Annotated in this window: 17 protein-coding genes and 1 riboswitch; of the genes, 7 read left to right on the forward strand and 10 right to left on the reverse strand. The window is 27.4% G+C overall.

Annotated features, from left to right (window positions below):
• Window positions 1–75 precede the first annotated feature (75 nt).
• The 3 genes from KO488_RS01590 to KO488_RS01600 all read right to left on the reverse strand — a co-directional run bounded on the left by KO488_RS01590 (window position 76) and on the right by KO488_RS01600 (window position 2501).
• Complete coding sequence (locus tag KO488_RS01590) at window positions 76–303, reverse strand: hypothetical protein (RefSeq protein ID WP_216057035.1); 228 nt, start codon at window positions 301–303, stop codon at window positions 76–78.
• A 140-nt stretch (window positions 304–443) separates the two neighbouring features.
• Window positions 444–1553, reverse strand: coding sequence for a glycosyltransferase (locus KO488_RS01595; RefSeq protein ID WP_216057036.1), 1110 nt, complete (start codon window positions 1551–1553; stop codon window positions 444–446).
• 69 nt (window positions 1554–1622) lie between these two features.
• A complete protein-coding gene (locus KO488_RS01600; RefSeq protein WP_216057037.1) occupies window positions 1623–2501 on the reverse strand; it encodes a DMT family transporter in 879 nt (292 codons plus the stop codon).
• Window positions 2502–2656: 155 nt separating this feature from the next.
• On the opposite strand from KO488_RS01600, the gene KO488_RS01605 reads away from it, so the two are divergent.
• Genes KO488_RS01605 through KO488_RS01635 form a run of 7 tightly spaced genes read left to right on the forward strand, consistent with a single transcriptional unit; the run spans window position 2657 to window position 7736 of the window.
• Window positions 2657–3385: an amino acid ABC transporter ATP-binding protein gene (locus KO488_RS01605; RefSeq protein ID WP_216057085.1), complete on the forward strand. Its 729-nt coding sequence runs from the start codon at window positions 2657–2659 to the stop codon at window positions 3383–3385.
• A 24-nt stretch (window positions 3386–3409) separates the two neighbouring features.
• Entirely contained in the window at window positions 3410–4246 is an 837-nt protein-coding gene (locus KO488_RS01610) for a transporter substrate-binding domain-containing protein (protein ID WP_216057038.1), read from the forward strand.
• A 3-nt stretch (window positions 4247–4249) separates the two neighbouring features.
• The gene (locus KO488_RS01615; RefSeq protein WP_216057039.1) at window positions 4250–5215 is read left to right on the forward strand and encodes an amino acid ABC transporter permease; all 966 of its coding nucleotides are present in this window, start codon (window positions 4250–4252) and stop codon (window positions 5213–5215) included.
• A complete protein-coding gene (locus KO488_RS01620; RefSeq protein ID WP_216057040.1) occupies window positions 5216–5854 on the forward strand; it encodes a MarC family protein in 639 nt (212 codons plus the stop codon).
• 14 nt (window positions 5855–5868) lie between these two features.
• Window positions 5869–6486, forward strand: a complete 618-nt coding sequence (locus KO488_RS01625) for a LysE/ArgO family amino acid transporter (RefSeq protein WP_216057041.1) — start codon at window positions 5869–5871, stop codon at window positions 6484–6486.
• A gap of 36 nt (window positions 6487–6522) precedes the next feature.
• Complete coding sequence (locus KO488_RS01630; protein ID WP_216057042.1) at window positions 6523–7299, forward strand: NUDIX hydrolase; 777 nt, start codon at window positions 6523–6525, stop codon at window positions 7297–7299.
• A gap of 53 nt (window positions 7300–7352) precedes the next feature.
• Window positions 7353–7736 (forward strand): RidA family protein, encoded by a 384-nt coding sequence (locus tag KO488_RS01635; protein ID WP_216057043.1) that lies wholly within the window; start codon window positions 7353–7355, stop codon window positions 7734–7736.
• A 40-nt stretch (window positions 7737–7776) separates the two neighbouring features.
• On the opposite strand, the gene KO488_RS01640 is transcribed toward KO488_RS01635, so the two are convergent.
• The 7 genes from KO488_RS01640 to KO488_RS01670 form a co-directional block, all read right to left on the reverse strand.
• The gene (locus KO488_RS01640) at window positions 7777–8211 is read right to left on the reverse strand and encodes a copper resistance protein CopD (protein ID WP_216057044.1); all 435 of its coding nucleotides are present in this window, start codon (window positions 8209–8211) and stop codon (window positions 7777–7779) included.
• Window positions 8212–8236: 25 nt separating this feature from the next.
• The gene (locus KO488_RS01645; RefSeq protein WP_216057045.1) at window positions 8237–8671 is read right to left on the reverse strand and encodes a hypothetical protein; all 435 of its coding nucleotides are present in this window, start codon (window positions 8669–8671) and stop codon (window positions 8237–8239) included.
• Between the two features lie 65 nt (window positions 8672–8736).
• Window positions 8737–9378 carry a 3,4-dihydroxy-2-butanone-4-phosphate synthase gene (gene ribB, locus KO488_RS01650; protein WP_228318954.1) on the reverse strand — a complete coding sequence of 214 codons (642 nt, stop codon included), beginning with the start codon at window positions 9376–9378 and terminating at the stop codon, window positions 8737–8739.
• Window positions 9379–9471: 93 nt separating this feature from the next.
• Window positions 9472–9617, reverse strand: a riboswitch (FMN riboswitch).
• Between the two features lie 104 nt (window positions 9618–9721).
• Window positions 9722–10039 (reverse strand): antibiotic biosynthesis monooxygenase family protein, encoded by a 318-nt coding sequence (locus tag KO488_RS01655; protein ID WP_216057046.1) that lies wholly within the window; start codon window positions 10037–10039, stop codon window positions 9722–9724.
• A 112-nt stretch (window positions 10040–10151) separates the two neighbouring features.
• A complete protein-coding gene (locus tag KO488_RS01660) occupies window positions 10152–10526 on the reverse strand; it encodes a CC0125/CC1285 family lipoprotein (RefSeq protein ID WP_216057047.1) in 375 nt (124 codons plus the stop codon).
• 317 nt (window positions 10527–10843) lie between these two features.
• Entirely contained in the window at window positions 10844–12967 is a 2124-nt protein-coding gene (locus KO488_RS01665) for a Tex-like N-terminal domain-containing protein (RefSeq protein WP_216057048.1), read from the reverse strand.
• Window positions 12960–13694: a phytanoyl-CoA dioxygenase family protein gene (locus KO488_RS01670; protein ID WP_216057049.1), complete on the reverse strand. Its 735-nt coding sequence runs from the start codon at window positions 13692–13694 to the stop codon at window positions 12960–12962. The genes KO488_RS01665 and KO488_RS01670 overlap by 8 nt, the downstream gene beginning before the upstream one ends.
• Window positions 13695–13862 lie beyond the last annotated feature (168 nt).

Raw genomic sequence — 13862 nt, forward strand, 5'->3', positions numbered from 1 at the left:
ATTGAAATTATGATTTAGGTCAAGTCATAGTAAATACAGTAGGAAGGGAGAACTTAACCTACTGTAATATATTAATTATTTTAAATTATTTTTTGCGTGTTGTCTTACTTGTTTATTACTGTCGTGTGATAAGATTTTTAAAACTTTTAATGAAGTTTTAGAATCTTTAGCAATAACCGTTCTTACATTTAATGAAGCATTATTAGTTAGATAGTCTTCTGTTAAATTGGCAAACTTGTCTCCAGCTTGTGCTGAAGTTAATATTAATAACATAAACAAAATAGATTTGAAAGTTCTTTTCATTTTTCATCCTTTTTTTAATTTGTATTGGAAGTATAATTAAATAGGATAAAAAGTGTCTTGATTTAAATCAATACAAGATAGAAATTGTCCTATTTAAAGAAAAACACTAAAATAGGATAGTTATAAGAGGAAAAATCCTCTTATAAAATATTTAATTGATGTGCTAAATCATCAGCTATTCGTTTATAGTTTCTAACTGCAAGAAGTCTAGCTTGTCCTTCAAGACCAACTTGTGCAACTTCATCTTTTGTTAATCCTAAGATATAATCAAGTTTTTCTTTAATAGCCTCTTTTGAGAAATTACACATCCATGCACTTGTATCTTTTTGGAAAATTGATTCATTATTTTCATTTTTTGTCATGATACAAGGAACAGCTGAAGAATAATAATCTAGAACTTTCATAGGTGTTGAAGAATTAAATAACTCAATATCTGGCAATAAAGCAAGACCAATATCCGCTTTTGCAATCAAATCTAAAAGTTCATCTTTTGTTTTAGCATTATATATTTCTATATGTTCTTCAATATTTGAATACTTTTCAACTAAACTTTTAGTATATTCAGGGTCTTTTGATGAAATCATAATTTTATATGTCCCATCTGATAATTCACTAAAGGCATCTAATATAGTTTCAAATTCTCTTAGTTTATCTAATGTTCCTGCATAGAAAAATCTTTTTTCAACACCTTCATGTTGAATGTTTTTTGTTATAACTTCAGGATCAATTCCCGATGGAATAACAAAAGTTCTTGTTTTAACTTTTTTTAGATAATCATCTCTCATTTTTCTAGATGTTGGCAAGAAGATATCACAATCATTTATAAGGCTTGTTTCCCCATATAATTTTATTTTGTTGTTAATAACATCTAAGAAACTTTTTTTGTTATTTGCTTCATCTTTTTGAAGTTTTGCAATTCTTTTTGGATAAGACAATCTAAATGCAACTTTATAGTTAAATATTGCTCTTTTTTGTATAACTTCTTTTAGAATATCAGTATCATTTCTTACTGCTACAAAATCATAATCTCCAAGATTTACATTATTTTCTTCTAATATTGCTAGAGTATTTGTTTTTTTGTCATGAGGAATAATAAACTTATTGTCATAACTCTCAAAATTGGTTTTAGTTTTAGAAAAATAGATAATATTTATTTCATAATGTGCAGTTAGATATTTTTCAAAAAGTGGGCCAATAAAACTATGTTCTTTATGCTCAATCTGGTCTGTAATATATAGAAATTTACTCATTTAATGCTCCTAAATAAAATATATAGTAATGTTATCTATAAAAAGTAGCATTAAAAAAGCAAGTTTTAACTATGTTTTTTTCTTAAATTGTAACTCTGCTATTAAAGTAGCAAAAATAATTAAAAGAGCTCCTATAATTTGAATACTTGTAAGTACCTCTCCTCCAGCTGCATATCCATATATTGCAGCACTAACAGGTTCCATTGTAAATATAACGGCAGTTTTAGTTGCTGTTGTGAATTGTTGCATATATGTTTGTATTAAAAAAGCATAGACAGTCGCAAATACTGCTGTTACGATTACTGCTTTAAAAAAAGTATAATCATAATTTAAATCAAAAGTTGTGCTATCAAGACTTAATGAAAAAACAAGAGATAAAATTGTTACTGTAGTTAATTGAAACAAAACTAATAAATATACATTAACCTCTTTTGAATATTTACCCGTAAATATTATATGTAATGCAAAAAGAAAAGCACAAATAAGTGTTAAAAACTCCCCATAACCTAAAGTAAGCTCGCCAGACATAGTAAGTAAATATAAACCAACTACAGCGACAAGCGAAGCAATAAATACATTTCTTCGTACATGATCTTTAAATATAAAATAGGCTAAAAAAGGTACACAGATTACATTAAGTCCAGTGATAAAAGCAACAATAGAACTTTTTGTATAACTTAAGCCAAAGGTTTGTGTAGCAAAAGCTGAAAACAAAAAAGTACCTAATAATATTCCCACTAGAATAGTTTTTTTATTAATTTCTTTTAGATATTTATAAGCTATAAAAAACATTAAAATACTAGCAAGACCAAATCTAAAAAATAAAAATGAGTAAACAGGTGTTGAATCAATAGCTTCTTGTACCATTAAAAAAGTAACACCCCATGCAATTGCTACAGTCAATAGTAAAATATCTGCTCTATATTCAAAAATTTTGTATTTGTTCATTTTATCTCCATTTTAGCTTGGAATTGTACCAAAAATTTGATAAACTATTAATTGTATATTTATTATAGAGAAATAACATATTAATGGTATATTAAATAAATCTATAATAAGATGATAATTTAAAAACTAAATAAAGAGACTTAATGAGTGAAAATATAATTTCTATGAGTAAGATTGATAAGTATTATGATGACTTTCATGTACTTAAAAATATTGACTTTAGTGTAAAAAAAGGTGAGATTGTTGTTGTCTGTGGGCCATCAGGTTCAGGTAAATCTACATTGATTAGATGTATTAATGGACTTGAAGATATTGATAGTGGAACTATATTAGTTGACAATATGGATATTCATGCTAGCAAAAAGAATTTAAAAGAAATTAGAAGTGAAGTTGGAATGGTTTTTCAACACTTCAATCTTTTCCCTCATTTAACAATTCTAGAAAATATTACTCTTGCTCAAAATCTAGTGAAGAAAAGATCAAAAGCTGAAGCTATTGAAATTGGAAGAGAATTACTTGAAAAAGTTAAACTTTCAGATAAAGCAGATTCTTATCCTGCAGATTTATCAGGGGGGCAAAAACAAAGAGTTGCAATAGCAAGATCTTTAGCTATGAAACCAAAGGTTATTCTTTTTGATGAGCCAACATCTGCTCTTGATCCTGAAACTATTGGTGATGTATTATCTGTAATGAAAGATTTAGCTCAAGAGAACTTTACTATTGTTTGTGTTACTCATGAGATGGGTTTTGCAAAAGAAGTAGGTGATAGAATAGTATTTATGGATCATGGTGTAATTGTTGAAGAAAATACTCCCGAAGAGTTTTTCAATAACCCAAAAAGCGAAAGAGCTCAAAAGTTCTTAAAAGAAATTTTAACACACTAATCAATCTTAAAAAAAAGGAAACACATGAAAAATTTAGTTAAAAAGTTTTTAGTAGCAGTTTTTGCTATTAGTACATTATTTACTGCAAACTCATTTGCAGATGATATTGAGTTGTGGAAGAAATCTACATTAAATCAAATCTTACAAAGAGGTGAATTAAGAGTTGGTATGGAACCAGGTTATATGCCTTTTGAAATGAAAGATAAAAAAGGTCGAATCATAGGTTATGATGTAGATATGGCTAAGAAAATGGCAAAAGAAATGGGTGTTAAATTAAAACTTATTCCTACTTCATGGGATGGAATTATTGCTGGTTTACTTACAAATAAGTACGATATTATTATGTCAGGTATGACTATTACTCAACAAAGAAACTTAAAAATTAACTTTGCAGATCCATATGTAGTTGTTGGTCAAACAATTATGATTAGAAAAGAATTAGCTGGAAAAATTAAATCTGCTGCTGATTTAGATAAACCAGAATATACAGTTGTTACAAAACTTGGTGTAACAGGTGAAATTGCAACTAAAAAATTCTTCAAAAAAGCAAAAATTATTACTTTTGAAACAGAAGCTGATGCAGCATCTGAAGTATTAAATGGTAAAGCTGATGGTATGGTTTATGACCAACCTTATAATATCTTATTTATGAGTGATAAAGGTAAAGATAAATTAGTTCACTTAGATGCACCTTTAACTTATGAACCTTTAGGTTGGGCTGTTAGAAAAGGTGATCCTGATTTTATTAACTGGTTAAATAACTTCTTAAGACAAATCAAGGGTGATAAAGTTGTTGACTTCCATGAAAAATTAAATGAAAAATGGTTAAGAGATACTTCTTGGTTAAAAAGAGTTCAGTAACATATGGCGAAGAGACAATCATTAGCAGAAAATAAAACATTAGGGCATTTTATTGCCGTAATGTTTTTCGTAGCCGTAGGTTACTTCTTTTATGCAGCAGCTGCAAATATGAATTATGTTTGGAAATGGAATAGTGTTCCAAAGTATTTTGCATATGAAGAAACAACTTCTTTAGAATCTCCAATAGATGGAAAACTAGTATTCGAAGATAACAAGTACTTTATTGAAGGTGATGAGAAAGTAGAAGTTAAGAATTTAGATAGTAGTTTTCTATTTGATTATACAATTGGTGAAGATGTTTATGAAGGTGATGTAATCGCTTCTAAAGATGAGATGAAAGCAGGTCCTGTTTTATCTGGCCTTTGGGTTACTCTGAAAATCTCATTTTTTGCAATGATTTTAACTTTAATCATTGGGATTATTGTCGCACTTATGAAGTTATCTTCTATGATTTTTTTACGTGATATTGCAACTGTTTATATTACAATTGTAAGAGGAACTCCTCTTCTTGTACAAATATTTTTATTTTATTTTATAGTTGCAAATATATTTGAACTTGAAAGATTTGTTGCTGGTATTTTATCACTTGGTATTTTCTTTGGTGCTTATATGGCAGAGATTTTAAGAGGTGCAATTCAGTCAATTGATAAAGGTCAGTTAGAAGCTGCCAAATCACTTGGTATTTCTAACTTCCAAGCTATGCGATATATTATCTTACCTCAAGCTTTTAAAAGAGCTTTACCAACACTTGTAGGTGAAACTATTGCACTTGTAAAAGATTCATCTTTAGTATCTGTTATTTCAATTACGGATTTAACAAAAGTTGGTAAAGAGATTGTTGCAAATACATTCTCTCCTTTTGAAACATGGATTGTAATTGCATTATTGTATTTATGTATCACGTCAATATTAAGTTATATTGGACATAGAATAGAGAAAAGAATGGCAGCCAAAGGTGGAATGTCCTAAGTGGAAAATTTCTTTTCTGCCTTCTTGCAACAAGGGATTACCTTCTTTGCAATTATGGATCCAATTGGAGTTAGTGCAATTGCACTATCTTTACTTAGTACAAATATCACAAAGGACCAAATAAATAAGGTTGCAAAAAAATCAACACTTACTATTATAATTGCCTTTTTTGTTGTACTTATTACTGGTGATTTTATTCTAAAACTTTTTGGAATTGGAGAACATTCTCTTAAAGTTATGGGTGGAATCATTTTACTTTTAATGGCTATATCAATGGTTAATGGAAGTTCAAGTGATAAGAAACCTACAAAAGAAGAAGATGAAGATTTACAAAATAATGAAGATTTATCTGTAATTCCTATTGGTATTCCAATTGCATTTGGAACTGGGCTTTTTACTACTATTGTAATTTTTAAACACCAAGTAGAAGTATATACTGATATCTTATCAATTACTTTAGCTTTTTTAGTTAATGCGGCAATTTTCTATTTTGTTTTAAAAAACTCAATTTATATAAAAAAGTTTTTAGGGATTACTGGACAAAATATAATTACAAAGTTAATGGGACTAATTGTTGGAGCAATATCTATTCAATTTATTGTTTCAGGAATAATTAACTTAAGTAAATTGTATTTATAAGTGATATATTACAAATGGTAAGTGAAATATTACTAAAAGGTTTCATTGTAACTTTTTCTTTGATTGTTGCAATTGGAGCTCAAAATGCTTATATATTAAAACTTGGACTTTTAAAACAATACGTCTTTACCTCAGTTATTTTGTGTATTTTATTTGATACTTTACTAATCTCTGCAGGTGTTTTTGGTCTTGGATTTTTTATTCAAGGAAATCAGTTATTAATTAATATTATTGCTGTAATTGGAATTTTATTCTTAAGTTTTTATGCTTTTATGTCTTTTAAATCTGCATTTAAAAATGAAAGTTTAGAAATTGATGGAAAAAATAAAACAAATCCTTTAAAGCAAGTTGTTGGAATGCTTTTAGTTTTCACATTTTTAAATCCACATACTTATTTAGATACAATTTTATTAATAGGTGGAATTGGTGCAAATATTCAAGATGATTTAAAAATATTCTTTTTATTAGGTGCTATTAGTGCTTCTACTGTATGGTTTGTTCTTTTAGGTTTTGGAGCTAGACTTTTAATACCTTTATTTAAAAAACCAATAACTTGGAAAATTCTAGATATTTCTATAGGTATTATTATGCTTATAATTGCATATTCTTTGATAGATTTAATTGTATATTAGATAGTATTTACAATTATTAAGCGTAAAGGTAGATAAATGAATAATACAAGTATCGAAGAAATAGGGTGTTTTAAAACTATTTTAGACCCCTATAATGGAATTACAATAGAACAATCTTCTCTTCCAAATTCTAAAGAAGAGTTTGAGCTAAACTTGGACTATCTTATTGAAAATACAAAAGATAGAAGAAATGTTATTTGGATATATATTGATATAAAACGCTCAGATTTTATTCCTATTGCTACAAAAAAAGGCTTTTTCTTTCATTCTTGTGATGAAGAATATATCTTAATTGTAAAAAGATTAATAGAAAATGCAATAATTCCAACAGCAGCAAATCATACTTTAGGTGTAGGTGCAGTTGTAATAAATGAAAAAAATGAATTATTAGTAATAAAAGAGCGAATATCAAACATAGGTTTTAAACTTCCAGGTGGACACATAGATAATGGTGAAATGATTTCTACTGCAGTTGTACGAGAAGTAAAAGAAGAAACTGGAATAGATGTAGAGTTTGATTCAGTTATTAGCTTGGGACATTTTTATCCACATCAATTTCATAAATCAAATTTATATATATTATGTATTGCAAATGCAAAGTCAAGTGAAATAAATATTGAAGATACAAAAGAAATTTTAGAAGCAAAGTGGATGGATATAAATGAATACATAGAAGATGAAGACGTTCTTGCTTATTCAAAAGCTGTTGTTATTTCTGCTATAGAATACAAAGGCTTTAAACTTGCAAATCAAGAAACACTTTGTCATATAAAAAAAGATTTTGAATTATTTTTTCCTGTAGAGAATAAATAGTTTAAATTTTATAAAAATTAAATATAATACATTTTAAAAAATAAAGGAATAAAATGAAAGAAATTATATCAACTAATAAAGCTCCAGGTGCAATTGGACCTTATAATCAAGCTACAGCACTAGCAAATTTAATATTTACATCAGGACAAATACCTCTAATTCCTGAAACTATGGAAATAGTAGAAGGCGGAATTAAAGAACAATCAAAAGTTGTTATGGATAATTTAAAAGCAGTATTAGAAGAAGCTGGAAGTTCTTATGAGAATGTTTTAAAAACAACTTGTTATTTATCAGATATGGATAACTTTGCAAGCTTCAATGAAGTATATGCCCAATATTTCGAAGCTGAAACAGCACCATCTCGTGCAACAGTTGCAGTAAAAACTTTACCTAAAAATGTTTTAGTTGAAGTAGATGCAATCGCTTTTAAAAACTAGAGAATATTTTCTCTAGTTTTACTATAATTTAATTACTTCTTTAAACTACAAACATCACTTTTGCTAGAATAATTATAATAATACCAACAAGCAATACAAACTTATGAAAATGTTTCATTATAGGATTTGGAGTTTTCTTTAAAAACTTACAAGATAAAGAATAAACAATTCCAGAGGCAATAATCATTGCAAGAATAAGTTTGATTAACAAAAGAATTTGAAGTGAGCTATTAAATATACCAAGTTCAGAATTTATGTATTTTGAAAACATATATCCACCTGTCAGAATTAAAATCAAAACAGTTATTGGAAATATCTTTCTTGCTCTATTTGAAATTACAGTCATAACATTCTGATGTTCTTTGTCTGTTAAAACTTTTTTCATTGCTGGTAAAACTATAACATCTGCAAAAACAAAACCTAAAAAAATTATTGCACTGAATAAGTGTAAAATTACTACTAAAGTATATGACATTTTATATCCTTCTAATATTTTAAATTTAAACTACAAACATTAATTTTGCAATAACAACAATAGCTATTCCTAAAACTAAAGCATAAGTATGAAAATAATTCATAAAAGCAACGGGTTCTTTTTTAGTAAGCTTACAATACATAGTATAAACTACTCCAAGAACAATAAGAAGTACGAAAAACACTTTAATCATAAGTAATATTTGCATATTACTTGAAAAGTATCCTAACTCACTATTTGAATACTTTGTAAACATATATCCACCCGTAGCCATTAATAATACAACTATCGTTGGATAGATTTTTAGACCACGACCAACAATAGCTTCAATCATATTTTTATGAAACTCAACTCCAAGCTTATTTTTCACTGCTGGAAAAACTATAACATCTGCGAAGATGAAACCTATAAAGATTATTGCTGAAAGTAAGTGGATGATTAGAATTAATGTATATTCCATGTATTGACCTTTGATTTATTTATGATAATTATAATCAATATTATAGAATATTTAATTGATTAAAATCAATTGAATACAATATTATCTTTTTTGTAGCTAATAATATCTTGAACACTTAAAATAGGCATGGAGTGTTTTTTAGCAAAAACTTCTATATCTTCACCTTTTGCCATTGTTCCATCTTCGTTTGTTATTTCACATAAAACAGCATAAGGTTCTAGTTTTGATAATTTCATTAAATCAATACTTGATTCAGTATGTCCTGCTCGTCCTAATACACCATTTTCATTTGCTCTTAGTGGGAATATATGTCCAGGCGAAACAATCTTTGATATACCATCTTTTGAAATTGCAGATTTTATTGTAGTAACTCTATCTTGTGCTGATACACCTGTAGTAACATTATCTTTTGATTCTATTGAAATAGTAAATGGTGTTTGAAACTTTGAGTTATTGTTTTGTACCATCATTGGAAGTTTAAGTTCATCGACTTTTTGTTTAGTTAAACATAAACAAACTATACCGCTACCTTCTCTTATCAAAAGTGCCATTTGTTCTGTTGTTAAGTTTTGTGCAGAAAAAATCATATCTGCTTCATTTTCTCTATCGTAATCATCTACAACAATTACACCTTTACCTTCTTGTAAAGTTTTAATTGCACGATCAATTTTCAATTGAAAATCGTCATTTTTCATTTTTTGATTCATTTTAGTAATACCTTTATTTTTAAGTAAAACTTATTGAATCAGGGCTAATGCTTAAAGCAATATTATCCTAATATTTAACATTTATAAGACATATTATTTTCTCTTCCATCCAGACTTTAACTGTTGGTTTTGGATTTACACCAAATCTGCTGACCTTTATAAAAAATAAAGCGCTCGTGGACTTCTATATCACTATAGTTACCACCAGTAAGGAATTACACCTTGCCCTGAGAAATAAATTTGAGTGATTTTATCTAAATTATTATTATTTGAAGATTAGAAAGGTAACGATTGACTTAAGAAGGGATAGTAATCCTTTTCTAGGATTTATTATATATATAATTTAAAATTCGTAGTCTCTTTCAACTTTTGCTATTCTAACTTTATATTGTTTGTACCAAAGTTCTTTTCCTGTCTTTTGTGCTGATTGATGTTCTAAATTAGCTTTCCAATTTATAATTGATTTTTCATCTTTCCAATATGATACTGTAATACCTAAGTCTTCTCTTGCTGATTCAACTCCCAAAAATCCATCTTGTTGAGATGCTAATTCGACCATTCTATCTGCCATTTTACTATAACCTTTATCTTCATCAATTTTTTTTGATGTAAATATTACTGCATAATATGGTGGTTTTGGTGTATCAATTATTTGTGACATATTTAGTTTCCTTTTGTATATATCGATTGAAGATTGCCAATGAATAGCTAGTAAAGGTTAAAAAATCTGCTGAGTAACTTGTTCTCTTTCGGTGTTTTGTTATATTTAATATTTAATTACATTCCACATCTAAACTATAAATATTTTTACTATTTGTATCAGTAAAAGTTGGTTGATATTTTCCATATGAAGTTGTTGTTGAACTTGTTATCTTATTATTCATATCTGTATTTGTTATATTATATTTATCAAAACCTTTTTCCTTACATAAATCTTTAGCTCTTTTATAAGCAAATTCCATAACTTTTTGTGGTTCATCTGATACGCTACCAGTATAACTAACTTTGTATTTATTTTTTCCTATTTCAAAATCACTATAACCAACTTTATGAGCTACACCTTCTCCATACTTTTTGTATGCCATAGCACAACCATTAAACCCAATAGCTACTAACAAAATACTACTTCCAAGTAAAATCTTTTTCATTATAATCTCCAAAACTAAATTTGCAATTTATTTTCATAAATAGGCATATTTAAAATTGTATTTTATGGTCAATCTTAGATATAACTACTTATTAGTAACCAATTATAGTCCAATATGACTTAAAAAAATTATTTAATAACATTTCAATTCTATTCAATAAAAGAATATAGAAAAACCTATACTATAGACTTTTTAGAATATAAATATTAGAAATTGATGTATTTTAAAACTTCATAAATATCTTAAATATTATTAAATATGTCCTACTAAGATCAGTTTTTAGGCAGAATCGGTCGTTTCCCTACTTTTATCAAATCTTACTTTAAACTCAATCCAACTCTTTGTTTTTCTAAATCAACGCTTACGACTTTTATATTTTCTAAATTTTGATTGATACTTAGTACTTCACTAGGATGAGATATTCTTTTTGCTGATATTTGTGATATATGAAGTAGGGCGTCATTTTTAAGACCAATATCTACAAAGGCTCCAAAATCTGTAATATTTCTTACAATTCCGCTTAAAATATAGCCCTCTTTTAGGTCTTCTAGTTTTGTGATATCTGAAGAAAATTTTACTTGATTAAACTCATTTCTTACATCATATCCTGGTTTTTTTAGCTCTTCTATAATATCTGTTAGTTTTAGAGGTGTTGTGTTTAGCTCTTTTGCTATTTGTTCTATTTGATTATTTTGAATATCTTCTATCTTATATTTTTTTTGTAAGCTTTTTGTTACTTCATAATCTTCTGGATGAATTGCTGTATTATCTAAGATAGATTTTCCATCTTTGATTCTTAAAAAACCTACTGCTTGTTCGTATGCTTTTGCTCCTAAGCCTTTTACTTTAAGCAACTCATTTTTACTATTGAATTTTTTTATATTATCTCTATGTTCTATAATATTTATTGCTAATTTTTCTGAGATTCCTGAGATAAAAGACAATAGTTTATACGATGCTGAGTTTAAATCAACTCCTACTTTATTTACCAAATCCACAGTTGTATTTTCTAGTTTTGAAGATAACTCTTTTTGATTTACATCGTGTTGATATTGACCAATTCCTAAGGATTTTGGGTCAATTTTTACAAGTGTTGCCATTGGGTCTCTTAATCGTCCTGCGATTGAGATAGCTCCTCTTATTGTTACATCTAGGTTTGGGTATTCCTGTGCAGCTATTTTTGATGCTGAGTAGACGCTCGCACCTATTTCACTAACAATTGCATAGTTTAAATCTAGATTGTTTTCATTTATTAGATTTGTGATAAATTGGGCTGTTTCTCTCGATGCTGTTCCATTTCCAATTGCTATTGAAGTGATATTGTATTTTTTGATTAAGTTTAGTACTACTTTACTTGAAGTTTTTATATCTTCTTTTGGTTTTGTACAATAGATTACATTTGAGTCTAAATAGATACCATTTTCATCAATAACTGCTAATTTACATCCTGATACAAATCCTGGATCCATTCCTAAAATTACTTGATTTACTAAAGGTGCTGTTTGAAGTAGTTCTTTTAAATTTTTTCCAAAAAGTTCAATAGCCTCTGCACTTGCTTTTTCTTTTAAAGTATTAATAGCTTCACGTTTTAAAGTTGGCAAAAGAAGTCTTTTTAAACCATCTTTATATGCATCAAAAACTATATCTTTTGAAGAACTAGCCCATGATGGGATTTTATACTTTTTAATATTTTCTAAAAGATGTTTTTCATCAATATCTATTTTTATTGATAATTCTTTTTCATTTACAGCTCGTAAAATTGCAAGTGTTCGATGTGATTTTATATATTTTATTTTCTCAGTCTTGTTGGCAAAGTTTGAATAAACACCATTTTTATCAAACTCTTTTCCTTCTTTTATTTGTATTTCTCCCCAATTTGCGATTAGGTTTCTTACAATTTCTTTTGATTTAAAATCATCGGCATATCTCTGGGCGATTATGTCTTTAGCCCCTTGTATTGCTTCCTCTGTAGATTTAATATTTTTATTTAAAAACTGTTTTGCTTTTTGATTTATTTCTTCATTTGTATATTTTAATGCTTGAATAATATTTGCAAAAGGTTCAAGACCATTTTCAATTGCACTTGAAGTTCTTGATGATTTTTTATCTTTAAAAGGTGCATATATATCTTCTAAAGCTTGTAATGTATTTACTTCTTGAATACTTTGTTTAATCTTTTCATTTAAAAAGTTTTTTTCTTCAAGTAAATTTAAAATATCTTCTTTTCTTTTTAAAAGTTTTTGAGAATAATTATAAACTTCCTCAAAAGCTCGAAGGTCTTCATCTGTAGCATTTCCAGTTTGATCTTTTCTATATCTTGCAATAAAAGGAATTGTACAACCTTCGTCTAATAAAGTGATTATATTTTCGATTGATTTATTTGATAATTTTGTTTTCTCTTTTAATAGGACAATTAAGTCTTTAGGTAAATCATTAGTCAAGTATTATTTCCTTTGAATCACTTCTTGTGTTTTCTATTGGTGTATTTGATTTTGCGCGAACTGTATAAACAAATGAAATTTTTGCATCGTCACTTTGGTTTTTACTTGCATGATGTAAAGTTTTACAATGAAATAAAACTACATCACCTTTTTTAAGATTTTGAGATGTTCTAGTTTTTATTAATTCTTGGTTTTCTTTATTTTCATCTAAGAAGTTTGAATTATCATCAAATCTATCTTTTGAGAATTGAATTTTATGAGATGCAGGAATAAACTCTAAAAGCCCATTATCTAAATACTCATCCCCTAAAGCAAGCCACACAGATACCAAGTCATCATTTTTAAAATGCCAATATCTTCTATCTTGATGCCAATACGTTCTTGTACTTTCATGTGGTAATTTAGTCATAATTGAATTATGATGAGCTAAAGTAAGTACGGGTGTATCATCTAATATTTGTTTTAAAATTGGTCTGATTTCTTTATTTGTCATCCAATCTTGAAAGACTTGTTCTCTATCATAAACTTGTCTTAATCTTCTAACTGTAATCTTTTCTTCATCCACATTCATATATTCTTGTTCACTCTCTATTGGAGCTTCTTTTCTTTTTAAGTGTTCTTTAGCTTTTTCTAGAATGGCATCACATAAGTCTTTATCTGCAAAGTTTTTTAGTATTAGAAAACCATTTGAGTTGAATTCTTCTAATTGTTTATTTGATAGTGTCATATTTTCTCTTAGTGTATTAGTTTGTGACATTATAGTAGAAGTTCTATTTTTCTTTGATTATCTGGATTATTTTTCCTGATAATATTAATTATTATCTAAGCTTCTAATCTTTATAATATATAAGTTTTACGTAAATAAAAGTAGGACATTTTATAAAAGGAATTATTA

It is taken from the genome of Poseidonibacter lekithochrous (assembly GCF_018861145.1).
GTDB lineage: Bacteria > Campylobacterota > Campylobacteria > Campylobacterales > Arcobacteraceae > Poseidonibacter > Poseidonibacter lekithochrous_A.

Bases quoted from the DNA above. Each gene is read 5' to 3' on its own strand.
- KO488_RS01645 (WP_216057045.1), bottom strand. From the start codon at position 8,671: ATGGAATATACATTAATTCTAATCATCCACTTACTTTCAGCAATAATC.
- KO488_RS01670 (WP_216057049.1), bottom strand. From the start codon at position 13,694: ATGACACTATCAAATAAACAATTAGAAGAATTCAACTCAAATGGTTTT.
- KO488_RS01640 (WP_216057044.1), bottom strand. From the start codon at position 8,211: ATGTCATATACTTTAGTAGTAATTTTACACTTATTCAGTGCAATAATT.
- KO488_RS01625 (WP_216057041.1), top strand. From the start codon at position 5,869: ATGGTAAGTGAAATATTACTAAAAGGTTTCATTGTAACTTTTTCTTTG.
- KO488_RS01600 (WP_216057037.1), bottom strand. From the start codon at position 2,501: ATGAACAAATACAAAATTTTTGAATATAGAGCAGATATTTTACTATTG.
- KO488_RS01655 (WP_216057046.1), bottom strand. From the start codon at position 10,039: ATGTCACAAATAATTGATACACCAAAACCACCATATTATGCAGTAATA.
- KO488_RS01615 (WP_216057039.1), top strand. From the start codon at position 4,250: ATGGCGAAGAGACAATCATTAGCAGAAAATAAAACATTAGGGCATTTT.
- KO488_RS01635 (WP_216057043.1), top strand. From the start codon at position 7,353: ATGAAAGAAATTATATCAACTAATAAAGCTCCAGGTGCAATTGGACCT.
- KO488_RS01595 (WP_216057036.1), bottom strand. From the start codon at position 1,553: ATGAGTAAATTTCTATATATTACAGACCAGATTGAGCATAAAGAACAT.
- ribB (WP_228318954.1), bottom strand. From the start codon at position 9,378: ATGAATCAAAAAATGAAAAATGACGATTTTCAATTGAAAATTGATCGT.
- KO488_RS01590 (WP_216057035.1), bottom strand. From the start codon at position 303: ATGAAAAGAACTTTCAAATCTATTTTGTTTATGTTATTAATATTAACT.
- KO488_RS01610 (WP_216057038.1), top strand. From the start codon at position 3,410: ATGAAAAATTTAGTTAAAAAGTTTTTAGTAGCAGTTTTTGCTATTAGT.
- KO488_RS01630 (WP_216057042.1), top strand. From the start codon at position 6,523: ATGAATAATACAAGTATCGAAGAAATAGGGTGTTTTAAAACTATTTTA.
- KO488_RS01660 (WP_216057047.1), bottom strand. From the start codon at position 10,526: ATGAAAAAGATTTTACTTGGAAGTAGTATTTTGTTAGTAGCTATTGGG.